This is a genomic window from Mesorhizobium sp. LNHC252B00 (genome assembly GCF_000502955.1).
In the GTDB taxonomy this organism is placed as follows: domain Bacteria; phylum Pseudomonadota; class Alphaproteobacteria; order Rhizobiales; family Rhizobiaceae; genus Mesorhizobium.
In genome coordinates this window covers 111,769-136,024 of record NZ_AYWO01000008.1, presented here as the reverse complement: position 1 = coordinate 136,024, position 24,256 = coordinate 111,769, and the positions used below count along the sequence as shown (strand labels likewise).

General features: G+C 62.3%; 25 protein-coding genes and 1 pseudogene. 13 read left to right on the top strand and 13 right to left on the bottom strand.

Annotated elements, in window-relative coordinates; genetic code table 11:
• Positions 1–54: 54 nt before the first annotated feature.
• From ugpC to X744_RS01000000169630, 7 genes and pseudogenes are all read right to left on the bottom strand, one after another.
• Positions 55–1,118 (bottom strand): annotated as a pseudogene (gene ugpC / locus X744_RS01000000169635) (sn-glycerol-3-phosphate ABC transporter ATP-binding protein UgpC).
• Between the two features lie 37 nt (positions 1,119–1,155).
• Positions 1,156–1,977 carry a carbohydrate ABC transporter permease gene (locus tag X744_RS156730; protein WP_023759290.1) on the bottom strand — a complete coding sequence of 274 codons (822 nt, stop codon included), beginning with the start codon at positions 1,975–1,977 and terminating at the stop codon, positions 1,156–1,158.
• On the bottom strand, positions 1,978–2,916 hold the full coding sequence (locus tag X744_RS156735; protein WP_023759289.1) for a sugar ABC transporter permease: 939 nt from the start codon (positions 2,914–2,916) through the stop codon (positions 1,978–1,980).
• Positions 2,916–4,253 (bottom strand): sugar ABC transporter substrate-binding protein, encoded by a 1,338-nt coding sequence (locus X744_RS156740; RefSeq protein WP_023759288.1) that lies wholly within the window; start codon positions 4,251–4,253, stop codon positions 2,916–2,918. Before X744_RS156740 ends, X744_RS156735 begins: the two co-directional genes overlap by 1 nt.
• 62 nt (positions 4,254–4,315) lie before the next feature.
• Positions 4,316–4,975: a GntR family transcriptional regulator gene (locus X744_RS156745; protein ID WP_023759287.1), complete on the bottom strand. Its 660-nt coding sequence runs from the start codon at positions 4,973–4,975 to the stop codon at positions 4,316–4,318.
• A gap of 23 nt (positions 4,976–4,998) precedes the next feature.
• Positions 4,999–5,883 (bottom strand): dihydrodipicolinate synthase family protein, encoded by an 885-nt coding sequence (locus tag X744_RS156750; RefSeq protein ID WP_023759286.1) that lies wholly within the window; start codon positions 5,881–5,883, stop codon positions 4,999–5,001.
• 149 nt (positions 5,884–6,032) lie between these two features.
• Positions 6,033–6,782: a hypothetical protein gene (locus X744_RS01000000169630; RefSeq protein ID WP_245266604.1), complete on the bottom strand. Its 750-nt coding sequence runs from the start codon at positions 6,780–6,782 to the stop codon at positions 6,033–6,035.
• Between the two features lie 203 nt (positions 6,783–6,985).
• Between X744_RS01000000169630 and X744_RS156755 the strand changes: the two genes are divergently transcribed.
• Complete coding sequence (locus X744_RS156755) at positions 6,986–8,332, top strand: glycosyltransferase (protein WP_023759284.1); 1,347 nt, start codon at positions 6,986–6,988, stop codon at positions 8,330–8,332.
• Positions 8,333–8,335: 3 nt separating this feature from the next.
• Positions 8,336–9,034 carry a Stf0 family sulfotransferase gene (locus tag X744_RS156760; protein ID WP_084025411.1) on the top strand — a complete coding sequence of 233 codons (699 nt, stop codon included), beginning with the start codon at positions 8,336–8,338 and terminating at the stop codon, positions 9,032–9,034.
• 56 nt (positions 9,035–9,090) lie between these two features.
• Here X744_RS156760 and dprA read toward each other — a convergent pair whose 3' ends face one another.
• Genes dprA through X744_RS156780 form a run of 4 tightly spaced genes read right to left on the bottom strand, consistent with a single transcriptional unit; the run spans position 9,091 to position 13,145 of the window.
• Entirely contained in the window at positions 9,091–10,224 is a 1,134-nt protein-coding gene (gene dprA, locus X744_RS156765; RefSeq protein ID WP_023759282.1) for a DNA-processing protein DprA, read from the bottom strand.
• Positions 10,221–10,808, bottom strand: coding sequence for a glycerol-3-phosphate 1-O-acyltransferase PlsY (gene plsY / locus X744_RS156770; RefSeq protein WP_023759281.1), 588 nt, complete (start codon positions 10,806–10,808; stop codon positions 10,221–10,223). The genes dprA and plsY overlap by 4 nt, the downstream gene beginning before the upstream one ends.
• Before the next feature lie 58 nt (positions 10,809–10,866).
• Complete coding sequence (locus X744_RS156775) at positions 10,867–12,153, bottom strand: dihydroorotase (protein WP_023759280.1); 1,287 nt, start codon at positions 12,151–12,153, stop codon at positions 10,867–10,869.
• Entirely contained in the window at positions 12,150–13,145 is a 996-nt protein-coding gene (locus tag X744_RS156780; protein WP_023759279.1) for an aspartate carbamoyltransferase catalytic subunit, read from the bottom strand. Before X744_RS156780 ends, X744_RS156775 begins: the two co-directional genes overlap by 4 nt.
• A gap of 212 nt (positions 13,146–13,357) precedes the next feature.
• Between X744_RS156780 and X744_RS156785 the strand changes: the two genes are divergently transcribed.
• From X744_RS156785 to X744_RS1000000172005, 3 genes are all read left to right on the top strand, one after another.
• Positions 13,358–14,986 (top strand): DNA alkylation response protein, encoded by a 1,629-nt coding sequence (locus tag X744_RS156785; protein ID WP_023759278.1) that lies wholly within the window; start codon positions 13,358–13,360, stop codon positions 14,984–14,986.
• Positions 14,987–15,170: 184 nt separating this feature from the next.
• Entirely contained in the window at positions 15,171–15,728 is a 558-nt protein-coding gene (locus tag X744_RS156790; RefSeq protein ID WP_023759277.1) for a hypothetical protein, read from the top strand.
• Complete coding sequence (locus tag X744_RS1000000172005) at positions 15,728–16,069, top strand: DUF6105 family protein (protein WP_084025409.1); 342 nt, start codon at positions 15,728–15,730, stop codon at positions 16,067–16,069. Before X744_RS156790 ends, X744_RS1000000172005 begins: the two co-directional genes overlap by 1 nt.
• Here X744_RS1000000172005 and ruvX read toward each other — a convergent pair.
• A complete protein-coding gene (gene ruvX / locus X744_RS156795) occupies positions 15,987–16,493 on the bottom strand; it encodes a Holliday junction resolvase RuvX (RefSeq protein WP_023759276.1) in 507 nt (168 codons plus the stop codon). The two genes, X744_RS1000000172005 and ruvX, sit on opposite strands and share 83 nt — an antisense overlap.
• Positions 16,494–16,615: 122 nt before the next feature.
• On the opposite strand from ruvX, the gene X744_RS156800 reads away from it, so the two are divergent.
• From X744_RS156800 to X744_RS156825, 6 genes are all read left to right on the top strand, one after another.
• Positions 16,616–17,323, top strand: a complete 708-nt coding sequence (locus X744_RS156800) for a metal-dependent hydrolase (protein WP_023759275.1) — start codon at positions 16,616–16,618, stop codon at positions 17,321–17,323.
• Positions 17,324–17,374: 51 nt separating this feature from the next.
• The gene (locus tag X744_RS156805) at positions 17,375–17,761 is read left to right on the top strand and encodes a hypothetical protein (RefSeq protein WP_031260186.1); all 387 of its coding nucleotides are present in this window, start codon (positions 17,375–17,377) and stop codon (positions 17,759–17,761) included.
• Between the two features lie 130 nt (positions 17,762–17,891).
• On the top strand, positions 17,892–18,179 hold the full coding sequence (gene gatC, locus X744_RS156810; protein ID WP_023759273.1) for an Asp-tRNA(Asn)/Glu-tRNA(Gln) amidotransferase subunit GatC: 288 nt from the start codon (positions 17,892–17,894) through the stop codon (positions 18,177–18,179).
• Positions 18,180–18,186: 7 nt separating this feature from the next.
• Positions 18,187–18,642, top strand: a complete 456-nt coding sequence (locus X744_RS156815) for a GNAT family N-acetyltransferase (RefSeq protein ID WP_023759272.1) — start codon at positions 18,187–18,189, stop codon at positions 18,640–18,642.
• The gene (locus tag X744_RS156820) at positions 18,642–20,207 is read left to right on the top strand and encodes an amidase family protein (RefSeq protein WP_023759271.1); all 1,566 of its coding nucleotides are present in this window, start codon (positions 18,642–18,644) and stop codon (positions 20,205–20,207) included. The genes X744_RS156815 and X744_RS156820 overlap by 1 nt, the downstream gene beginning before the upstream one ends.
• 129 nt (positions 20,208–20,336) lie before the next feature.
• A complete protein-coding gene (locus X744_RS156825; RefSeq protein ID WP_023759270.1) occupies positions 20,337–21,128 on the top strand; it encodes a YdcF family protein in 792 nt (263 codons plus the stop codon).
• Here X744_RS156825 and X744_RS156830 read toward each other — a convergent pair.
• Positions 21,083–21,820, bottom strand: coding sequence for a DUF599 domain-containing protein (locus tag X744_RS156830; protein ID WP_023759269.1), 738 nt, complete (start codon positions 21,818–21,820; stop codon positions 21,083–21,085). The genes X744_RS156825 and X744_RS156830 overlap by 46 nt on opposite strands.
• Positions 21,821–22,256: 436 nt before the next feature.
• On the opposite strand from X744_RS156830, the gene X744_RS156835 reads away from it, so the two are divergent.
• Complete coding sequence (locus X744_RS156835; protein ID WP_023759268.1) at positions 22,257–23,660, top strand: L-serine ammonia-lyase; 1,404 nt, start codon at positions 22,257–22,259, stop codon at positions 23,658–23,660.
• A 77-nt stretch (positions 23,661–23,737) separates the two neighbouring features.
• A complete protein-coding gene (locus X744_RS156840; RefSeq protein WP_023759267.1) occupies positions 23,738–24,175 on the top strand; it encodes a DUF1489 family protein in 438 nt (145 codons plus the stop codon).
• Positions 24,176–24,256: the final 81 nt, after the last annotated feature.

The window sequence follows — 24,256 nt, the reverse complement described above, 5'->3', positions numbered from 1 at the left end:
GGCAAGAGCTAACCGCCGCTTGAGACCTTTGCGCTGGGATATCGGACCTTTGCTCTATAAACGCCGGCCGGTCTTGGCGTCGAACAGGTGAGCACAGGCGCGGTCGACCTCGATGCGCACCGGCTCGCCCTGCTTCAGCGCAAGCCGTTCGCGGAAAAGGCAGGAGATCTCTTCGCCGCCACAATCCACCTTGGCGAAGATTTCCGACCCCGTCGCTTCCAGGAGCCTGACATTGCCAGGGATGCCTTGGGCAGTCGCCCGAATATGTTCCGGGCGGATGCCATAGACGAGGTCGTTCCCCGAAGCATGCGCCGGGTGGATGCCTTCCGGCAGTGGCAGGGTCAGTCCGCCGGTGCTGCGGAAAACGCCTTCCTCGATACGTCCGGCAATGAAGTTCATGGCGGGCGAGCCGATGAAGCCGGCAACGAAGAGATTGGCCGGACGGTCATAGAGATCNGATCGAGCGGTGCGCCGATCTGCTCGACGAGGCCGTCGTGCAGCACGACGATCTTGTCGGCCATGGTCATGGCCTCGATCTGGTCATGCGTGACATAGATCGTCGTGGTGCCCAGTCGCTGGTGCAGCGCCTTGATCTCGCCGCGCATCTGGACGCGCAATTTGGCGTCGAGATTGGAGAGCGGCTCGTCGAACAGGAAGACTTGCGGGTCGCGCACGATCGCGCGGCCCATGGCTACGCGTTGGCGCTGCCCGCCGGAAAGCTGGCGCGGGTAGCGGTCGAGCAGCTTGTCGAGACCGAGAATGCTGGCGGCCCTGCCGACGCGGCTGGCGGTGTCGGTCGGATCGGCTTTCTTGATCTTCAGGGCAAAGCCCATATTGTCTGCCACCGTCATATGCGGATAGAGCGCGTAGTTCTGGAACACCATGGCGATGTTCCTGTCCCGCGCCCGCAGATTGTTGACGGTGCGATCGCCAATGGCGATCCTGCCGCCCGAGATCGTTTCAAGTCCGGCAATCATGCGCAGCAGCGTCGACTTTCCGCAGCCCGACGGACCGACCAGGATGACGAACTCGCCATCGGCGATATCGACGCTGACATCGTGAATGATCTTGGCCGTTCCGAAGGCCTTCTGCACGTTGTTGATTGTCACCGAAGCCATTGGGTTTCCTCGAAAAAAATTGGATGTAGGGTAGCGCTCAGCCGCCCTTGACGGCGCCGGCGGTCAGTCCGGCGACAATCTGCCTTTGTGCGAACATGGTCAGCACCAGCACCGGCAGCGTCACCACAAGTGCGGCGGCGGCGAGCGGTCCCCAGCTCACCTGTTCGTAGGAAAGCATGTTGTAGACGGCGACCGGCAGCGTGCGCGTTTCGCGGCTGGCGAGCACCACGCCGAAAACGAAATTGTTCCATGAGAAGATGACGGACAGGATGAAGGCAACCACGATGCCCGGCTTGGCTATGGGCAAGGCGACCAGGCGGAACACCTGCCAGGAGCTGGCGCCGTCGATGTTGGCCGCTTCCTCCAGCTCCATCGGCGTGGTCTCGAAATAGCCGATCATCACCCAGACGACGATCGGCACCGTCACCACCAGATGGATGATGATCTGCGGCCAGAGCGTGCCGAGTATGCCGACCCATTGGAACAGCAGAAACAGCGGGATGAGATAGGAAAGCCCCGGCGTCATGCGGGCGATCATGATGACGACCGCCGACCGTTCGGCCTTGAGCCGTGCGATGCCATAGCCGGCCGGCACACCGATCAGCAGTGCCAAAAGTGTCGCCGTGCCGGTCACCAGAACCGAATTCCAGAGATAGAGCAGGAAGTTGTTCTCCTCGAACACCTTTGCATAGTTCGACCAGGCGAGATGTTCGGGGATCAGGATCGGCGGATAGGCGCCGTTGTCGATCTCGAATTTCAGCGACAGCGAGATCATCCAGAGGAAGAACAGGATCGCCGGCGAGACGAAGACCAGGGCCGCGAAAAACAGCCCGACCTGATTGAGCAGCCGTGAACTCATCTATTTGCCCTCCACGCCGATCCACTGGGAGCGCTGGCGCAACATCAAGAGGATGAAGGACAAGGCGACGATGACGATGAAGAACACTACGGCCACGGCCGAGCCATAGCCGATGTCGTAGTAGGAGAAGGCGGTGTTGTAGAGATAGATGTTGATGGTCTCCGAGGCCGTACCGGGTCCGCCCTGGGTCATCGCGTAGATGATGTCGAAGCTCTTCAGCGCATCGATGGTGCGGATGATAACCGCGATCATCAGGAACGGCGCGATCATCGGCAAGGTAAGATAACGGAATTGCTGCCAGGCATTGGCGCCATCGATCTCGGCGCTCTCGAATGGCTCGCGCGGCACGGACGCCAGGCCGCCCAGCACGATCAGCATCACCAGCGGTGTCCACTGCCAGGTCTCGACCGCGACCAGCGAGGGGATGACCGTGTTGGCGTTGAAGATCCATTCCTGCGCCGGGATGCCAACCAGCGACAGCAGGTAGTTGAGGACACCGAGCTGAGGATGGAACATCATGGTCCAGACCAGCGCCACGGCGACGGGCGTTGCCATCATCGGCATCACGAAAACGCCGCGCAACAGACCGCGCAGCGGAAACCTGGCGTCGAAGATCAGGGCGGCGACAGTGCCGAACAACATCGGCGCGGCAACCGAGAGGAAGGTGTAGCTCAAGGTGTGGAGCAGCGATTCCCAGAAGCGTTGGTCGACTGCCAGCCGAAAATAGTTTTCCATCCCGGCAAAGCTTCGTGACTGACCGAGCGTCCAGCGGTTGACGCTCATCCACAGCGTAAAGGCCCAGGGAAAGACGATCACTGCGCCGACGACGACGAGCGCCGGAATGACGAAAGGCCAGTAGTTGGGAGCCAGCCGGATCGTCTGGCTCCCTTCGATGGCTTGCGTCGTCACCCCGGTGCGTTCTGGGGCGGTGGCGGACATCAGCCTTGCTCGCTCCTGTCGAGGACCGGCTGGAACTGCTCGGTGGCCCTCTTCAGCTCTTCCGCCGGATCGGCGCCGGCAATCAAATTGGTCAGCGCCACGCCATAGATGTCGCGGAACTCGGTGACCGGGATAATGACCGGCAGCGACAGCCGGCTGACATTGCCGGAGCCGACCACCGCATCGAGCCAACTCGCCGGCATGGTGACGCCTTCGCGCACCTTGGGATCTTCAAGCACCGACTTGCGGAACGGGACACCGGCGCCTGCCTGCAGCAGGCGCGCGCCCATGGCCGGCGACACTGCCCACTGGCAGAACAGATAGGCGGCCTCCTTCTTCTCGCTGGCGGCCGTCACGCCGATGCCGTCGCCGAACGTGCCCGAGGCGTGCGCCTTGGGGCCCTTGGGCATAACACCATAGCCGACCTTGCCGACCACCCGCGATTTTTCAGGATTTTCCATCGGCGGGGCAAAGCCCACACCGTCGAACCACATGCCGATCTTGCCTTGCAGGAAGGCGGACTGCGCTTCGGCCCAGTTGAAGCCGGTGACGCCTGGAGGCGCGGACTTGGTCATCAGCCTCTGGTATAGGCTGGCGGCCTCGATCGCCTCGGGCGACATCGTGCGCAGCTTGCCCTGACCATCGAGTGGCGTCATGTCGTAGCCGAGCATCAGTGACGTCCACACTGGCGTGTTGGCGTTCTTGATGCCTCGGGCGACGAAACCGTAGGTGTTGTTCGACGCGTCGGTCAGCGCCTCGGCGGCGGCCACCAGTTGCTCGAAGGTTTCGGGATATTTGAGGCCCTTGGCCTCGAAAAGCTCCTTGTTCCAGTAGACGATCCAATAGTCGACCGAGAAAGGCAGCGAGCGCAGCACGCCCTGGCTGTCCTTGGCGAACAGCATGCCGGCATCGGCGAAATCTCTTTCGACCAGGCCGGGATCGGTCAGGGCGGGGTCAGTGAGATAGCCCGATATGTCGGCAAGCCAGCCGCCCTTTTCAAACTGCCGCTTCTGCACATGGTAGCTTAGATGCACGACGTCGAAGCTCGGCTTGCCGGAGCTCAGTTCGATCACCGTCTTCTGGCGCTGCTGCTGTTCGGGCGTCGCCTCGGCATTGACCTTGATCCCGGTCAGGTCCTCGAACTCGGCGAGATATTTTATGAGGGTGTCGCTGCGCGGACTTTTGACCAGATTGACGTCGAGCGTCGTGCCGGCAAAGCGCTTCCAGTCGACGGCGGCGGCAAAACTTGGGCGGACGCCCGCAAGCCCGGCGGCAGCGAGTGCCGCGGTTCCTTGCAAGAGTTGCCTCCTGGTTGGGTTGAACAGATTGGACGACATTTCTTCCTCCCGGTTGCTGTCGTTGTCGATTGCGCCGCGACCGCGGCGCGGCTCATGATTCCTCAGATTTGCAGCGCCAGCCGGCGCGCCTTGTCGATGTGCAGGCTGATCGCCTCGACCGCCTTTTGCGGGTCGCGGCTCTCCATGGCTTCGATGACCGCGAGGTGCTCACGCATGACCGGCACGACGCGCCCGTCGATGCGGAAGCGCTCCTGATGGATCAGCCGGATCTTCACCGAGTTGACCAGATAGGCCTTGGCGATGATCTCGTTGCCCAGCGCATCGATGAAAGTGTCGTGCATCGCCCAGTCGATCTTTTGGGCCTTGGCTTCCATTTCCGGCGTCGGGGTCTGCGAAAGGGCTTGCGCCAGCATCTCCTCATGTTCGCGTCGCAGGCGGGCAAGTTCCTCGTCGGGCGCGCTGGTGGTGAACAGCGCCACCGCTTCGCGCTCCATGAACAGTCGGAACTGAAAAGCCTCGCGGATCAGACTGATGTCTATATGGGCGATCTGCATGCCGCGCTGCGGGATCGTCGTCAGAAGCCCTTCGGCCTCGAGACGCGGCACGATTTCGCGGATGGCGCCGAGCGGCAGGCCGGTGAAGGCAACCAGTTCGCGCTGCGACACGAATTGGCCCGGCAGCAAATCGCGAGCCAGCAAATGCCGTGTGAAGCTGGCATAGGCTTTTTCCCTAAGGGTGGTCGGTTCGCTGCCGTCTTCCATTTCAGCGCGCTTTCCTTTGCCGGTCAGGCTGATTCCCTGGCAAACAGACTGTCATAGGCGACGGCAAGCTGTTGGCGCCCCTGCGAAGCGATCGGCTCCAGCGGTGGGCGGACCGCCAGCCAGCGGTCGTCGCCGGTCTTGCGCGCCACCATGACCTTCACCGCCGGCGTGACCGGATATTTGAGCAGTTCGAGCACGAAACGCTCGACGCGGATATCATCGCGCCCGTCCTCGGCCATGGCGCGGATCTCGCCGGTGACGAAATTGGCCATGCCGGAGATGGCGCCTTGAGAGCCAATTCGCACCGCCCGCGCCAGATGCCGCTCGTCACCGATCAGGATGACCAGATCGCCATGGGCGCCGATCAGCGCCTCGCTGTAGGCCCAGTCGCCGCCGGAATCCTTGACCCCCGCGACGACATCCGGAAAGGCGGTGCGCAAGCGGCCGATCAGGCCAAGCGAGAGCTTCACCATCGTGACAGAGGGGATGTTGTAGAGAAGCACGTCACGGGCGAGCGGACCGAGCGCGGCAAAAACAGTGGAAAACCAGCCGAAAAGACCGTCTTCGCCGACATTCTTGAAGTAGCTCGGCGGCGCAAGCAGAATGTTGCGGGCGCCGCGCTGCAAGGCATGCCGTGCCTGTTCGGCGGCGTCTTCGGCCGCATCGACCAGCACGCCGGCAACAAGCTGATGTGGCAAGATGCCGGCAGCCAGCATGGCTTCGGTCACCGACCGCCGCTCCGAGGCGCCCACCGATGCGCCTTCGCCGGTGGTGCCGAAAAGCGTCACGCTGGTGCACCCCTCCGCCAGGCAACGCCCGGCCTGGGCGATCATCGGCGCGATGGCGATCTGCCCGGAGGCATCAAAAGGCGTGGTGAGGGCGGCTGAAAGGCCAAAGCGTGATGTCACCGGGAAGTCTCCGAAAGATGTTCGAAGGCAGTGATAGCCCACTAACATGTCAGTTGTAAATCTGGTTGGTGCGTTTTTTCAAGGGCTGCTGGATGGTGATGGTCGGGCCCTTCACAGATCGTCTGGAAGACGGAGGGCTGGGCTCTCCGCTACTTGTGCCTTGTGGCGTTTCCCGACACGAGTCGCTGGGCAACAGGCTGCACATTTTCCTTGTAGGTAATGCACCTGTCGTAAACCTTGTTCACCACGCGCTCCTTGCCAATTCGCTCCCACTCCGGCGTCCAAGGCGCATCCCAGTCAAAGTGCTGCGAGATGAGAAATTCTCTGTCGAAGCACTGCGGATCCCGATCCAGAATCTGGCGCGCTTCATCCGCCAATGGCGTATAGGCTTTGACCGCAGCCATCTTCCTGGTGCGAGCAGCCGAATCCAGTTGAGTTTCCACTTCGATAACCCCCGGCACATTGGGGACTGCGGCAGTGCAAAGCTGCTTGCGCCCTGGCCGTGTGCTTTGCAGCAGCCTATTGAGGGCATTGCCGAATGCATATGCCAGATCGTGCATCGGATTGTAGCCATCGACCGCGTCCGAGACGATTTGCACGTCCTTCATATCAGACACATCGAGGTTGATTCTCGCCAGCACATCGGCAAAGACTCCACAGTCCCTAGCCAACAGCGCTTTATACCAGGCGGCGTCCGGAATATCGCCAAACACCGCCCCAGCGGTTGCGCCAACAGCTTCCACCACGTCGCGTGAATATTGGGTTCGGGCAGAGTGGCGGCCGCCTGAACCATCCGTCAAAAGGTAGATTCGCGGTTTCTTGAGCTCAAGCCAGTGATGAATCCTAAGCTCATGCCCGGGATGTGCAAGGATCAGCACATATTGCAACTTTTCGGACAAGCTACGGCTCCAATCCGGGTTTCGGCACACATCCGCGCCTTGGATCGCATCAAGGCGACTAGGCATCAAAGGTTCCCAACATCGAGTTGGCGCGGTTCAATTTTGTACAAGCTTGTCGGGTCAATGCCTTCAAACTAAGAACGCTGCCTAGCATCTGTTATCCTCGCAGCCAATGCGCTTGCGAAACAGCTAAGGAGGCGGCATTGCGGGTTCTCATTACCAATCTGTTCGCGTCGCAAAACAGCGGTACCGAAGCCGTTGTCGAATTGCTGGCCGACGGGCTTCGCGGTGCCGGTCATCAAACCATGGTGCTGGCTCCAACCCTTGGCGATATGGCCGACAGAATGCGCCGACGAGGACACCATGTGGTCGACCGGATTGCAGAAATCGTCGAAAAGCCCGACATCATCCATGGCCAACATTTGACGCCTTGCCTGACCGCGCTGGCGCGGTTTCCCGATGTGCCAGCCGTGTTTTCCTGCCACAGCGCTTTCTTCGAAGTCGAAGCTCCCATGCTTCATCCACAGATACGCCGCTGGATCGCGGTCGATGAAGCCTGCAAGGCCAAATGCCTGTCACGCGGCGTACCGGCTGACAAATTGGACCTCATCTACAACGCGGTCGACCTTCAACGTTTCAAGCCCCGCCTGCCGCTGCCTTCCAGACCCGCCAGAGGGCTGCTGCTGACCAAGAATTTCGAACACCAGCAGGCAGTGCGCGAAGCCTGCTCGAAAAGCAACGTTCACCTGGATGAGTTGGGTCCGGCTACAGGACGCTTTTCTCATCAACTCGAAAAGGATTTGCTCGAATACGACATCGTGTTTGCAACCGCCCGTATGGCCATTGAAGCCGCCGCGGTGGGGTGCTCAGTCGCCGTCTGCGACGCGCGTGGCTTCGCCGGCTTGCTGGATACGGCAAACATGAAGGCATGGCGGCAAATGAACCTAGGCGTTGGCCTTTTGACCAAGCCGACCACCGTCACAAATCTGATGGAAGCGATCTCGCGGTTTGATGCCGGCGATGCCGCCAAGGTTTCCGCCTATTTTCGCGAAGTGGCTGATATCTCGCACTTCGTCGATGAGCATCTCAGGGTCTACAATCAGTCCATTGAGGCCGATACGGATACGACCGCTGACGAACGCTCGCTGGCCACCGCGTGCTGGATCGAGGAAATCGGCGTATCGCTTCCGCCGCGCAGATGGGCCGCCATCGTGAAGGAGATGCATGGATGGCAGACTTCGCCAGATCAGGCCGCGCTTGTGGAATTGCTGCGATCAAACACAAAAACGTTGGAGAGCAACATCGCAGCGTTGACGGAGCTTGGAAAACAGGTCGGATCCATTGGACCGGAAATTGGAAAAATTGGCCCGATCCTGGATGTCTCCATTTCGCTCAACAGTGCGGCTCAGGACAACCGGGCTGCATTGCATCGAATTGACAAGGAGCTTTCGAGCCTTTCAAGTTTCGTCAGCGAGACGAAACGGCTCTACAACGGCATGATCCCGCTGCTTATGAGAAAAATGTTTCTTCGGGCTCGCAGGCGAGGTTGAAGGGTGTGTGACGACTTACGCGGCTACGCAATTTGCACATCGCCGAGATCTGGCAGTAATTTCCTGTGCCAGCATCTCAGTGGCACTGGTGTGCTTGGACACCCGCTCGAATATTTCAATTGGCGGGGGCGCCGGTTTTTCGACGATCCAGACTTTCCCGAAAATGTAGTCGGGCAGGTCGAAAAAATTCTCACGATGGGCGCAACTCCCAATCGTATCTACGGTCTGAAAATCTTTGCTCACCAGCATGATTGGATTTCAGGACAGATCGACTGGTTCGATGCGCTTCCGAATCTCCAGTTCATCTTTCTTTCGAGGCGAGACCTTCTCGGGCAGGCTATATCCTGGGCGAGAGCTCTCCAGACCAGTCAGTACCGATCGACTCAGCAATCGAGTCAAACAGCGGTGTTCGATGCTGAGCTGATTCAGAGGCAACTCGACGCGCTGGTCCGGGAAAGGGCGCGCTGGGAGATGTTTTTTGCCCGAACCGGGATTAGCCCTCTCCGGCTCGAATACGAGTCGATAGTCGAAACTCCACCGTATGCCGTCCGTCAGGTCGCGGACATGATGGGCGTGGCGCTTCAACGCAGCCCGGATTCCATCAGCGTTGGGATCCAACAACAGCGAGATTCGATCAGTCTCGAATGGGCAGATCGTTTCAAAGGGGAACGCGGCAATCCAAATAGACTGGACCTTGTATAGACCTGTCTGCATGCAGCGGTGACGAGCGCCGAGCGGATCAGGGGCCAAGCTGCCCTTCAGGAGCTTTCGAACACCAGCGACACATTCCCGCCGGCGTGGCGCTCGAGGCGGCCGGCGAGGTCGAGTTCCAGCAGCACCATGAAGACCTGGGCCGGGTGCAGGGCGGTGTGGCGGATGATCTCGTCGATCGGCACGGGCGTCGGGCCGAGCGCCTCGATGACTCGGGCGCGATCGCTTTCGCCGGGCGGCGGCGTGACCGAGAAGTCGGGCGGCTCTTCGAACGGCGGCACGTCGGGCGCCCGCATGCCGGTCAGCGGGGCAATCGCCCTGGAAATGTCCGATGCCTCGGTGACCAGGGTGGCGCCGTCCTTGAGCAGGCCGTTGGTGCCGGCGGCGCGTGGGTCGAGCGGCGAGCCGGGTACGGCGAAGACCAGCCGGCCCATCTCGCCGGCGAGCCTTGCGCTGATCAATGATCCCGAGCGTTGTGCTGCCTCGACAACCACCAGCCCAAGGGTCGCGCCCGCGACAAGGCGGTTGCGGCGCGGGAAATCCTGTGCGCGCGGCTGCCAGCCGAACGGCATTTCCGATATGACGGCGCCGCGCTCGGCGATTTCCTCGCACAAGCCGGCATTTTCGGGCGGGTAGGGCAGGTCGAGGCCTCCAGCCAGAACTCCGATCGTACCGGTCGCAAGACTGCCCTGATGCGCCGCCGTGTCGATGCCGCGCGCCAGGCCGGAGACGATTGCGTAGCCGTCGCGTCCGAGTTCCGCCGCCAGCATGCGCGCCATCTTGATGCCGGCCAGCGATGCGTTGCGGGCGCCCACGATGGCGACCCCCGGCAGCCGGAACACTGCGGCATTGCCTTTGACCGCCAGCAGCGGTGGCGGATTGTCCATGTTGCGCAAAAGCGGCGGATAGTCTGTCTCACCGATGCCGACAAAGCGCGCGCCAGCCTTTCTGGCCGTTTCCAATTCGGCCTCGGCTTCGGCAATGGAAGGAATGCGGGCGATGCGTTTGGCGCCGCCTGAAATCATCAGCTCCGGCAGTATTTCGAGCGCCACTTCGGCTGAACCGAAGCGGTTGATCAGGTCGCGAAAAGAGGCGGGGCCGACATTCTGGGTGCGGATCAGCCGCAGCCAGCTCAGCCGCTGCCGGTCGCTGAGGCGCGGCCCGGCAGCCGGCTCGCTCACTCCCTGGCTCCGATCTTGCCCTCGTTGCCGGCAAGCAGGCGCGAAATGTTTTCCCGGTGCTTGATAAAGATGACGATGCTCATCACCACGAACAGGGCGGCATTCTGCGGCGTGCTCAACAGATAGAGGGCGATCGGCACGACGATGGCGGCCGTCAGCGCCGCCAGCGAGGAATAACGGAACAGGAATGCCATCACCAGCCAGACGATGGCGAAGATCAGCGCTACCTGCCAGGCAAGGGCGATCAGCACGCCGAGATAGGTGGCGACGCCCTTGCCGCCCTTGAAACCCAGCCATACCGGGAAGAGATGGCCCAGAAAGGCGCCAAGGCCTGCCCAGATCGCCAGTTCAGGCGAAAAATGGCCTGATATCAGCACGGCGGCCGTGCCCTTCAGCGCGTCGAGCAGCAGCGTCGCGGCGGCAAGGGCCTTGTTGCCGGTACGTAGAACATTGGTGGCGCCGATGTTGCCGGAGCCGATCTTGCGCACATCGCCAAGGCCGGCCGCGCGGGTGAGCAGAAGTCCGAAAGGAATCGAACCAAGCAAATAGCCGAACACCAATGCCAGGAGCAGGCTGTAAGTCATTGTTTCCCCCGCATTTCCCCCAGTTTAGCCGGATCAGGCGCGGTGCGCGGTGGCCAGCTCAGAACGAGAACACTGTGCGGCCCGCCACCAACGTTTGCAAGACCCTGCCTTGCATGCGTGCGCCTTCGAAACATGTGTTCTTCGAGCGCGAACGAATGCCGCTCTCGCTGACGATCCAGGGTTCCTCGAGATCGACAAGCGCAAGATCGGCGACAGCGCCCGGCTTCAGCGTGCCGCCGGGCAGTCCGAACAATCTCGCCGGGGCGGTGGACAAGGTTTCGACCAGCCTCAGCAACGGCACGTCGCCATTGTGGTAGAGCCGCAATGCCGCACCCAGCAGCGTTTCGAGTCCGATGGCACCGGCCGCCGCATCGGCGAAGGGCAGGCGCTTGGTGTCGACATCCTGAGGATCATGCGAGGAGACAATGATGTCGATCGTGCCGTCCCTGACTGCCTCGATCATCGCCAGCCGGTCTTCCTCGGCGCGCAAGGGCGGCGTCAGGCGAAAGAAGGTGCGGTATTCGCCGACGTCGTTTTCATTCAGCGACAGATTGTGGATCGCGACACCTGATGTCACGGCAGCACCGTCGGCTTTCGCACGCGTCACGGCGTTTGCCGCCATCGCCGTCGAGATCTTTGCCGCGTGATAGGAGCCGCGCGTCAGCCGCGCAAGGGCAAGATCACGCTCCAGCGGGATGGATTCTGCTTCACGCGGAATGCCGGAGAGGCCGAGCCAACTGGCGTAGAGGCCTTCATTCATCACGCCGGTCGAGCCAAGGTCGGCGTCCTGCGTCTCATGCACGATGGCGGCGCCGAAGTCACGCGCATAGGTCAGCGCACGGCGCATCACCAGCGCGCTCGATATGGTGTGGCGGCCATCGGTGAAGGCGACGGCGCCGGCTTCGCGCAGCAGGCCGAACTCCGTCATTTCGCGCCCGTCGAGGCCCTTGGTGATTGCCGCCGCCGGAAAGACGTTGACGCTTGCCGTCTCCTTGGCGGTGCGCAGCACGAACTCGACCAGCGCCACATTGTCGATCACCGGATCGGTGTCGGGCATCATGACGATAGAGGTGACGCCGCCGGCTGCCGCCGCGACACTTGCCGACGCAATGGTCTCGCGATGCTCGCCACCTGGTTCGCCGATGAAGACGCGGCCGTCGATGAGGCCTGGAATGATCGCCTTGCCGGTGCAGTCGACGACGATAGCGCCCTCGGGCGTGCCCTGGTTCAGCGCCGTCTTGCCGGCGGCAACGATCTTGCGGCCGTCGACGATGACGGTGCCGACTTCGTCCATACCACACGAGGGGTCGACGATGCGGGCGCGCTCAAAGACCGTTGTGCTCATGCGCCACGGCCCTCGTGACTGCGACCCTCTTGATTGCGACCCTCCTGATTGCGACGGGGGTCGAGCAGGGCTTCCATGACGGCCATACGTACAGCAACGCCCATCTCGACCTGTTCCTGGATGACGCTCTGCGGACCGTCGGCGATTTCCGAGGCGATCTCGACGCCGCGGTTCATCGGACCGGGGTGCATCACCAGCGCGTCGTCCTTGGCAGCCTTCAACTTCTCGGCATCGAGGCCGAAATAGCGGAAATATTCGCGCACCGAAGGCACGAAGGCGCCCTCCATGCGCTCGCGCTGCAAGCGCAGCATCATAACCACGTCGGCGCCCCTGAGTCCCTCGGCCATCGAGTGGGTGACGATGACGCCCATCTTCTCGATGCCGGTGGGCAGCAGCGTCGACGGCGCGACGACGCGCACCTGGGCGCCAAGCGCGTTGAGCAGCATGATGTTCGAGCGCGCCACGCGCGAGTGCAGGATGTCCCCGCAGATCGCCACGATCAGCTTCGACAGCGGGCCTTTGGCGCGGCGGATGGTCAGTGCGTCGAGCAGTGCCTGCGTCGGGTGCTCATGCGCGCCGTCTCCGGCATTGACGACGGAGCAACCGACCTTCTGCGCCAGAAGGGCGGCGGCGCCGGCCGACTGGTGGCGAATGATCAGGATGTCGGGGCGCATGGCGTTCAATGTCATCGCCGTGTCGATCAGCGTCTCGCCCTTCTTCACCGAGGAGCTCGCCACCGACATGTTCATGACATCGGCGCCGAGCCGCTTTCCGGCCAGCTCGAACGACGACTGCGTACGCGTCGACGCTTCATAGAACAGGTTGATCTGGGTGCGGCCGCGCAGCGTCGAGGTTTTTTTCTCGGACTGCCGCGAGATCGCGACCGCGCTGTCCGCCCGGTCGAGCAATAGCTCTATGTCGGCGGGGGAAAGATCGCGGATGCCCAGAAGATGGCGGTGAGGGTAGAGTGGCAGGGACGAAGCGTCGGTCATCTCAAGGCGCTGCTATAGGGTGGAGATTTTGTGGCTGCAAGCGCCAGCTTTGGATTGGAGCCGTTCTCCTCAATTTTTTCGTGTAGATGGCCGATTAAATCGGCCGGTATTTTCATCGCGCGCGCCGCATGGCTTGGGCTATATCTAGCCGACGGCTTCGGATTCGTGGCTTTCTGACGACAAGTGCCTTTGTGCCGATAGAAGGATTGGGCGTGACCGACGACGTGACGAACCAGCCGCCGCCGCTTACGGGCGGCAACGCCTGGCGGGGCGATCCGTTGCTGATCCAGCTCGCGGAGCGTTTTTCCGATCCAGTGCGCAAGGATCTCGACGGGCTCGGTCGGTTCGTGCTGACGCAAGAGGCGCAGGAACTGGCCCGGCTCGCCAATGTCGAGACGCCGAAGCTCAGGACGCATGACCGCCAGGGACGGCGCATCGATGTGGTCGAGTTCCATCCCGCCTACCACGCCTTGATGCGCCGCTCGGTGGCCAACGGGCTGCATTCCTCCGTCTGGGAAAACGGCGACGCCGAGATCGGCCGCCGCCATCAGGTCCGTGCCGCCCGGTTCTATCTGACGGCGGAGCTCGAGACCGGGCATCTCTGCCCCATCACCATGACCAACGCTTCGCTGGCGGCCTTGATGGCCAGCCCAAAACTGTTTCGCGAATGGGCGCCGCGCGTGACGACGCGCAAATACGACCACAGCCAAAAGCCGCCGGTCGAGAAGACCGGGCTGACGCTCGGCATGGGCATGACCGAGAAACAGGGCGGCACCGATGTGCGCGCCAATGTGACAAGGGCGGAACGTGCCGGCAGCGGGTTTTATCGCCTGACCGGGCACAAATGGTTCATGTCGGCGCCGATGTCCGACGCGTTCCTGGTGCTGGCGCAGGCGCCGGAGGGATTGTCGTGCTTTCTGGTACCGCGCGTTCTCGGTGACGGGTCGGGCAACGGCTTCCGTTTTCAGCGGCTGAAGGATAAGCTCGGCAACCGTTCCAACGCGTCCTCCGAAGTGGAATTCGTCAACTCCATCGGCGAGATGGTCGGCGAACCGGGTGCCGGCGTGAAGACGATCATGGACATGGTCACCCTGACCCGGCTGGATTGTGCCATCGCATCCTCGGCGATCATGCGTGCGGGCCTCGCCGAGGCCGTTCATCACGCGCGCCACCGACAGGTGTTCGGCTCGACACTGATCGAGCAACCGTTGATGCAGCGCGTGCTGGCCGATATGGCGCTCGATGTGGCGGCAGCCACCGCGCTGTCGTTCCGGCTGGCGCGGTCCTTCGACGAGGCGGCGAGCGATCGCGGTGAAGCGGCCTTTGCCCGCGCCATGACGCCCGTCGTCAAATACTGGGTCTGCAAGATCGCGCCGCCGCTGCTCTACGAGGCGATGGAGTGTCTCGGCGGCAATGGCTATGTCGAGGAGGCGCCGCTCGCCCGCTATTATCGCGAGGCCCCGGTCAACGCGATCTGGGAAGGCTCGGGCAATGTCATGGCGCTCGACGTGCTGCGCGTGCTTGGCCGCGCGCCTGGCCTGTTCGAGGACGTGCTGGCCGGCATCGACCGTGACCTCGGCACTGGCGGACGCGGCACGATCGGCGTGCTGAAGGCGGCGATGCAGGTTGCGTCAACCGATGAGGGCTCGGCCCGTCTGCTCACCGAACAACTGGCGCTGTCGGCAGCGGCAGCGGAGTTGCGCCGTCTTGGGGCAGGGCGGATCGCAGATGCTTTCGTCGAGACGCGTTTGGCAGGCCAATGGCGCAATACCTATGGCATGCTCGATTCTCGCCACGATGCGCGCATGATCATCGATACGCTCTATCCGCCGGTGAATTGAGCGGCGAGCATCGCAAGAACCGGCGTTTGATGCGTCGGTGGGCATCCCCACGCGTACGGCTAATCGCCGTTAACCTTAACAAATGGTTTCCGTTGCGGTGTCGAGCGGCAGGGCCCACTGTCCCGGCGAAAGCAGGGAATGGTTCAAATTTGGCCGCTCCTTGCTTTGCGAAGCGGGAACGGCGATGCGACACGTACTGACCTCTTTTCTGGCCTTGCACTGGGCGATCGTTTTCGCCCTGCTCGCACTTATCTGCATCGACGGAAGCCGTGGTGTGGTGACGGCTCTCGGCGTGTTGGGAGCCACAATCGAGGACAGCCGGCTCATCGACCTCGACAAATTTGTCGTCGTGGCGCCGCTCGCGACCGCATTGCTTGTCGTGGCGGTGCTGTTCTTCTGGGCCTTTGTCGAAACCCTGATCAACGACGCTACCAGCCAGGGCGTCGACAGCGTTGCCCGCATCGCCTTCATCTGCGCGTCCGGTGTGTTGTCGCTGATCGTCGTCGGTGGTGCCGCGCAAGGCATCAACGGGTTGTTCATGGTTGTCGCCGTGCAGTTGGCAGCACTTCTGGCGTCCTATGTCGCCATGCTAGCCGAGCGGCGATCCGCGGTTGCGGTGGTTGCTTCAGGCGAGGGCGAGGTTCGCGCCGTCGCGCATGGCATGGCAAAGGCCGCAGCCCACAATTCGCTGCTTTCACTCATATCGGGCCGAACAGGCTCTAATTCCGGGGGAGACCGCTGATGCGTTACATCTTCGCATCCTGGGCGGCCCCCATGGCGATTTTCTGGGGCTGGTTCTATCTGTCGGCCAATGACATCAATTTTGGCTACACGATGCTCAGCCGACAGATGCACGACTTCTTCTTCCAGCTCTATGGTCAGATGCTCGGCATCGATCCGGCGACCATCCCCGACATGGTGGCAAAGGCCTGCGTCTTCGACGGGTTTCTGCTGATGGCATTGTGGGCGTTCCGCCGCCGTCGCGAGATCACAGGCTGGGTCAGCCGGCGTTGGGCAGGTCCGGGTCCGTTCGACCGGATGCGTGGAGCGATTGAAGCCGGTCCAAAACTCCCTGCAGAATAAACGCGGCTGCCGCCGAATCGATCTTGCCGGCGCGTTTGCGGCGCGAGAAGTCCATCTCGATCAGCGTTCTTTCGGCCGCGACCGTCGATAGCCTTTCATCCCAGAGCACGAAGGGCAGGTCGCTGATCTGCGCCATGTTGCGAACGAAGGCACGCGATTTCTGCGCGCGCGGCCCTTCTGAACCGTCCATGTTGATCGGCAGCCCGATCACCACCGCGCCGGCGTTCTCCTTTTGCAGCAAGGCGAGCAGCACCGCCGCATCGAGCGAGAATTTCCTTCGCATGATGACTGGTCGCGGATGGGCGAAGGAAAACCCCTGGTCCGACACCGCGACGCCAATCGTCTTATCGCCGAGGTCGATCCCGGCCAGCGTCTTGCCTCCGGTTAACCGCGCCGGCAATTCCTCGATCGTGATAATGCCCACCGGCGTCCTTCACCTTCACCGCTATGTGTTCTCTCAAACGCACAACGGACACTGTAACCCTTTGATCTCCGGTCTATCGGCGTTCTATCCTTTGGCAAGCCAAAAATCGAGGAGTGCGTTCCATGAAACTGACCTGGTATGGCCACTCGGCCTTTCGCATTGAAACCGCTGACGCCAAGATCCTCATCGATCCCTACCTGATCGGCAATCCGTCCTGGACGGGCGGCTGGGAAGGGCCCGCCGAGGGCGTCACGCATGTGCTGCTGACGCATGGACACAGCGACCACATCAGCGGCGCGCTGGAAGTGCTTGGCAAAAGCGGTGCCCAACTGGTCGCGAATTTCGAGATCTGCATGTACCTGGTCGGCAAGGGCGTCAGCGACAAGAAGATCAACCCCGGCAACATCGGCGGCACCGTCGATTGCGGCAGCTTCACCACCACGTTCGTCCAGGCGCTGCATTCCTCCTCGTTTGGCGAAGAGGGTGGTAAGAACGTCTATCTCGGCAATCCCGGTGGTCTCGTCCTGCACTTCCCGGAAGACAAAACGCTCTACCACATGGGCGACACCGACATCTTCTCCGACATGGCGCTGATCAACGAATTGCACGAGCCGAAGATCGGCATCGTGCCGATCGGCGACCGCTTCACCATGGGTGGCGCGGTGGCGGCACTTGCCTGCCGCCGGTTCTTCAAGTTCGAGACCGTGGTTCCCTGTCACTTCGGCACATTTCCGATGATCGATCCGACCGCCGATAAGTTCGAGGCCGGCCTGGAAGGATCCGGTGTGACGGTGGCATTGCCTGACATCGGAGAGACGATTACGATTTAGAAGTAGCCAAGGCGGAATAAATCGGTGTTGGGGCGATCTCTTTACGTGTCCATGTTTGTTGCGGCATCGCCCGCGCTCGCCGCGGATGATTTCATAGAGGGCGTCTATCTTCAGTCCGAGGAGCTTTGCAAACAGGCCAAAAAAGACACGCTGCAAACGCTTGTCGACGCAGGGAACATCGTGCTTTCGGCCCGCGGCCTGCAAAGCGTCGAATACAATTGCGAGTTTCTGCAGATCAGCAAGGCGACGGCCTCGCAAAGCTGGGCGGTGACGGCAATCTGCCAGGAGCCGGGCTATGTCTTTCCGGATGTCCTCTCGGTGACGCAAATCAACCCGAAGCAGGTCGATCTCGCGTCGGTTCGGCCCACCGATAGCGAAAGCGAGGCAAGCGGCAACAGCGGCAGCTACTATCTGTGCGAGGGCGTTGCCCTGCCGTAGACAGCACCTTGCCCTTGGACCGATGGCCGAGAGCCGGGCCGCCACCACGGTCCGGTCTGCCGCATGATGCATGTTGCGCACCGCGCGCGGCGCCGCTATAGCCCGAACTGGTTTTCCCCGAGGCAAAAACATGTCCGTCGATCTGCAAACAGTGAAGCGCGTCGCGCATCTCGCCCGCATCGCGGTGAATGAAGAAGATGCCGAGCGCATGACTGGCGAGCTGAACGCCATCCTCGGCTTCGTCGAGCAGCTGAACGAGGTCGATGTTTCCGGCGTCGAGCCGATGACCTCGGTGACCCCGATGGAGATGAAGAAGCGCCAGGACGTTGTCACCGACGGCAGCAAGGCGACCGATATCGTCGCCAACGCGCCGGCGACCGACGAGAATTTCTTCCTCGTTCCGAAGGTCGTGGAGTAGCGGGCCAATGGCAATCGAGATCGCCATCGAGACGCCGCTGCAGGACGATGTGCGCGGCCTGGTCAAGGAACTCAACCAGACCTTGCTCGAATTGACACCGCCGGAGCACTGCTACCACCTGACGGTCGAGCAGATGGCCGGCGACGACACGACCGTCTTCATCGCCCGCGAGGATGGTCTCGCTGTTGGCTGCGGCGCGCTGAAGCGCCATGACGGCGCCATCGGCGAGGTCAAGCGCATGTTCACGCGGCCTTCGCATCGCGGCCGCAAGATCGGCGCCAGGATCGTCGAGCGGGTCGAGGCGCTGGCGCGCAATGAGGGACTGACGCGCCTGGTGCTGGAGACGGGCGATCGCCATCCCGCCGCGTGGACCGTCTACGAACGTGCCGGGTTTTCGCGCTGCGGCCCGGTGCTGGATTATCCCGATTCCAAGTGGTCGGTTTTTTACGAAAAGAGCCTTTGATGAGCGACCTGACCCAGCTGACGATTTCGCAGGCCCGCGCCAAGCTGCGCGGCAAGGAGATCACCGCGACCGAGATCACCGAGGCCTATCTGTCGGCCATCGATCGCGCCAATCCGGCCCTCAATGCCTATGTCGCGGTGACCGGCGACAAGGCGCGCGACATGGCCAAGGCCTCCGACGCAAAACTGGCGAAGGGCGAGGGCGGTGCGCTGGAAGGCATCCCGCTCGGCATCAAGGACCTGTTCGGCACCGAAGGCGTCCATACCCAGGCCTGCAGCCATGTGCTCGACGGTTTCAAGCCGCGTTATGAATCGACCGTCACCGCCAATCTGTGGGCCGACGGCGCGGTCATGTTGGGCAAGCTCAACATGGACGAATTCGCCATGGGCTCGTCGAACGAGACGTCTTATTACGGGCCGGTCATCAACCCGTGGCGGCGGTCGCGCCTCGACACTGTGGTGATGCCGACGACGCATCAGGGCGACGGCGGCTTCGTCTCGGCCGGCGGCACCAGGACCGCGCGCAGCCTGGACAATGCGCAGCTGGTGCCGGGTGGTTCTTCCGGCGGTTCGGCGACCGCGGTTTCGGCTTTCCTGTGCGCCGGCGCCACGGCGACGGATACTGGCGGCTCGATCCGCCAGCCGGCAGCCTTCACCGGCACCGTCGGCATCAAGCCCACCTATGGCCGCTGCTCGCGCTGGGGCATCGTCGCCTTCGCTTCGTCGCTCGACCAGGCCGGCCCGATCGCCCGCGACGTGCGCGATGCCGCGATCCTGTTGAAGTCCATGGCGTCCGTCGATCCGAAGGATACGACCTCGGTCGACCGGCCGGTGCCGGACTATGAGGCGGCGATCGGCAAGCCGATCAAGGGCATGAAGGTCGGCATCCCCAGGGAATACCGCGTCGACGGGATGCCCGAAGAGATCGAGGCGCTTTGGCAGAAGGGCATTGCCTGGCTGAAGGACGCCGGCGCCGAAATCGTCGACATTTCCCTGCCGCATACCAAATATGCCTTGCCGGCCTATTACATCGTAGCCCCGGCTGAAGCTTCGTCCAACCTCGCCCGCTATGACGGCGTCCGTTATGGATTGCGCGTGCCGGGCAAGGATATCGTCGACATGTATGAGAAGACCCGCGCCGCCGGCTTCGGCCGCGAGGTCAAGCGCCGCATCATGATCGGCACCTATGTGCTGTCGGCCGGCTACTACGATGCCTACTATCTGCAGGCGCAGAAGGTGCGCAATCTGATCAAGCGCGACTTCGAGACCGTCTTCGCCGCCGGCGTCGATGTCATCCTGACCCCGGCAACGCCGTCCGCCGCCTTCGGCATCGCCGATGAGGACATGGCTGCCGATCCGGTCAAGATGTATCTCAACGACATTTTTACGGTCACGGTGAACATGGCCGGCCTGCCCGGCATAGCCGTGCCCGCCGGGCTCGACGCCAAGGGCCTGCCGCTTGGGCTGCAGCTGATCGGCCGGCCGTTCGACGAGGAAACCCTGTTCCAGACCGCTGCCGTCATCGAGCAGGCGGCCGGCACATTTCAGCCGGAAAAGTGGTGGTAAGCATGCCGCTCGTCTAGCGCATGACCCCGAAAATCGACATCGATTTTCGGAAAGGATCATGCGCAAAATCAAAGTGTTACAGCGTCCTTTGCGCGTCCAAGCACGCGCGGCGCTGTAATGGGGTGAGCGATGTTCTTCTATTTTTCCAAGATATTCTGGTTTTTCATCCAACCGCTCAATTTGGCGATCTTCCTGCTGCTGGCGGGATTGCTCGCGGCGATGATCGGCCGGCGGCGGCTGGCGGTCACCGGCAGCGTGCTGGCCCTCCTGATCCTTGCGCTGTCGGCCTGGACGTCGCTTGGCGCCATGATGCTCAACCCGCTGGAAGAGCGCTTTGCGCGCCCGAAGCTGCCGGAAAAGGTCGACGGCATCGTCGTGCTCGGCGGCGGTTTTGAAGGCGCCATCAATCTGGTGCGCGGCGGCTATGAGCTTAACAGCAGCGGCGATCGGATGGTCGAGGCCGCGATTCTGGCCCGGCGCTTCCCCACTGCCAAGGTGATCGTCTCGGGCGGCACCGGCGAGTTGTTTCCCGACGGCGAGGGCGACGCCGCCACAGCGCCTCGTCTGCTCACCGCGCTTGGTGTGACGGCCGATCGCCTGATCCTGGAGAACAGATCCCGAAACACCTACGAGAATGCCGTCTTCACCAAGGAACTGGTGACGCCGAAGCCCGGCGAGACCTGGCTGCTGGTGACCTCTGCCTTCCATATGCCGCGCGCCAAGGCGCTGTTCGACAAGGCCGGCTTTGCGACCGTTCCCTGGCCGGTCGACTATCGCACCTCGGGGCGGGAAGGCATCGGCCTCTTCCGCGACAATCCCACCGATTCGCTGCAGACCACCAGCATCGCTATTCGCGAATGGGCCGGACTGATCGCCTACTGGCTGTCGGGGCGGATCGATCGACCCTTTCCTGGCGGCTGACCGATCACCGCTTGCCTGGCCGCCGAGAAGAACTGGCGCCGCACCAGCACGGCCAGCAGCAACAGCGTCGACAACACGAAAACCATGGGGTCGACGAACCAGCCGAGATAGCCGATCGAGAAGAACACGCCGCGCAGGCCGGAGTTGAAATGTTTTCCGGCGAGCATGTTCATCTGTGTCGCGCGCCAGACCGCCGTTTCGGTAACCGGATTGCGCGAGGCTTCGCCATGCGGGATCGGCACGGCGCCGATCAGGATCGTGCAGTAGTTGAACAGCCGATAAGCCCAGCCGAATTTAAAGAACGAAAACGCCAGGATCAGCACCAGTCCGAACACCTTTATCTGGAAGGCCGCGCGTGACGGGGCGCCGCCCAGGGGCAGATCGCTGAGCACTTCAAGAACCCGGTCGGACGCGCCCAGCAAGGCAAAGCAGCCGCCGATCGCGATCAGGGAGCTGGACGCGAAGAAGGCGGTGCCTTGCTGCAGACCGCTCATGATGGCGGTGTCGACGATGCGGATCTCGCGCTCGGCCATGGTCCGCATCCAGGCTTGCCGCTGTGCATTCATCGCCGTGGTCAGCGACACCCGGCTGGTCAGCTTGCCGTCGGAAGCGAGCGTGTGCAGCAGCCACGCGACGAGGAAGAAGGCCAGCGCCGCGAGATCGGCTGTCGAAAGATCGATAGAATCGCCCATAGGCTGAATCTATCACATCCGGTGCGGTCGCTTCGATGTCCGCAACCAGCGATCTAGGGCTTCGAATTCAGGTGAACAAAAGACCTGACGACGGCCAGTTCGGCGATGTCGGCAGCTTTTGTGCCGGTAGCTTTTCACGATAGGAATTTTTTCTTGATTTCGTGACCCCAGCTATGGTACATATTCGTTCATGGTGTTGATTTGCGCCAGCGACCCGCCGCGCAGGCGGGTTTTTCGTTTCCGTCAGCCAACGCGCCGGCGAAGGCTCCGAAGGAACCCCTTAACCCGAGTTCGTAGCCTTGACCAGCGATCGGCATCAATGTCGCTGCCGGAGCAAACAAGGTCGGCGGGTGCGGCGCCGCGGTTTCCAAAAGAGCGGAAACATCTGGGAATTCCTATATGTAGTCCTCGACCTGAATCCAGGAGACAACGCCGCGTGTTCCTTTCGGTTTTCGACCTGTTCAAGATCGGCATCGGACCCTCGAGTTCTCATACGATGGGGCCGATGACCGCCGCAGTGCGGTTTCTCGATGAGGTCGCGGGAAATGACTGGCCGCGCCCGGCGGGCGTGAAGGTCGATCAGCTTGGCGCCAGCCTGCACGGATCACTCGCCTATACGGGCATTGGCCATGGCTCGGATCGCGCCGTCGTGCTCGGCCTTGCCGGCCTGACGCCACAGACGGTCGATCCCGACCAGGCCGATGGCATTGCCGGCCGCATCGCCGCCGAAAAGCGCATCTCGCCGCCCGGCCATCCCTCCTATCGCTTCGATCCGGCAACCGATCTGGTGCTGGACCGCAAAACTCCGCTCACCGGACACGCCAACGGCATGGCGTTCTACGCCTATGATTCAGGCGGCCGCCTGCTGCTCAAGCGCATCTACTATTCGATCGGCGGCGGCTTCGTGGTTTCGGAAGAAGAACTGCAGCGGATGAAGGCCAAGGGCTCGGTGACATCAGAAGGCAAGAAGGTGCCTTATCCGTTCAAGAACGCGGTCGAGATGCTGGCCATGGCCGGCAAGAGCGGCCTTTCCATCGCTGACATGAAGCGCGTCAACGAGGAGACGCAGATGTCGCGCGAGGAGCTCGATGCCGGCCTTGACGACATCTGGAGCGCCATGAAGGGCTGCATCGACCGTGGCCTGTCGCAGGACGGCATCATGCCGGGCGGATTGAAGGTGCGCCGCCGCGCGCGCATGCTGCATGACAAGCTGCAGGAGCAGTGGCAGCAGAACAGGCCCAACCCGCTGCTCGCCAATGACTGGCTGTCGATCTACGCCATGGCTGTCAATGAGGAGAATGCCGCCGGCGGTCGCGTCGTCACCGCGCCGACCAACGGTGCTGCCGGCACGCTGCCGGCGGTGTTGCGCTACTGGCTGCATTTCCATCCCGAGGCCGACCAGCCGAGCATCCGCGACTTCCTTCTCACGGCAGCTGCGGTTGGCGGCATCATCAAGACCAACGCCTCGATCTCGGGCGCAGAGGTCGGCTGTCAGGGCGAGGTCGGGTCGGCGTCGGCGATGGCCGCGGCCGGCCTGTGCGCCGTCATGGGCGGCACGCCCGAGCAGGTCGAAAACGCCGCCGAGATAGCGCTCGAACACCATCTCGGCATGACCTGCGATCCGGTCGGCGGGCTGGTGCAGGTGCCGTGTATCGAGCGCAATGCGCTGGGCGCCGTCAAGGCGGTGACGGCCGCGTCGCTGGCCATCAAGGGCGACGGCATCCATTTCGTACCGCTCGATGCAGCGATCGAGACCATGCGCCAGACCGGCCTCGACATGAACGAGAAGTACAAGGAAACCAGCCTTGGCGGGCTAGCCGTCAACGTCGTGGAATGCTGAGGGCTGGCCTAAACTGCTACTGTGGAGAAGTCGGTCAAGCCGTTGACGCGTCCGCGCGGCGGACTAAACCTTAAGCGATGTCTCTCAATCTCATAAAACTGTGTGTAGGCTGCGACAGCGTCGAGGATCTCGAAGAGTGGATTGCTTTCCGTCTCGACGAACGGCGGCGCGCCGGTGAGCCGGTCGAGCAATATCACACCACCCGCATGGTGCCGACGCGCGGTGCCGAAGTTACCGATGGCGGTTCGCTCTACTGGGTGATCAAGGGCAATGTGCAGTGCCGCCAGCTGATCACCGAGATCCGTCCATTCACGGACGGTGAGGGCATCGGCCGTTGCCACCTGATTCTCGACCCCGAGGTTGTTCGAACCGACTGGCAGCCGCGGCGGGCCTTTCAGGGCTGGCGCTATCTGAAGCCGGCGGACGCGCCGGCCGATCTCGGCCAGGGCAAGGCGGGGCTGATCGAGATGCCGCCGAAACTCAGGCGTGAGCTTGCCGATCTCGGTCTGCTCTGACCCCCCGGAATCCGAGCCTCTGGCTCTCAATGTTGCCTTGGGCGGGGCTTGCAAGCGGTGGCACAGCGCCACATCTTGTTT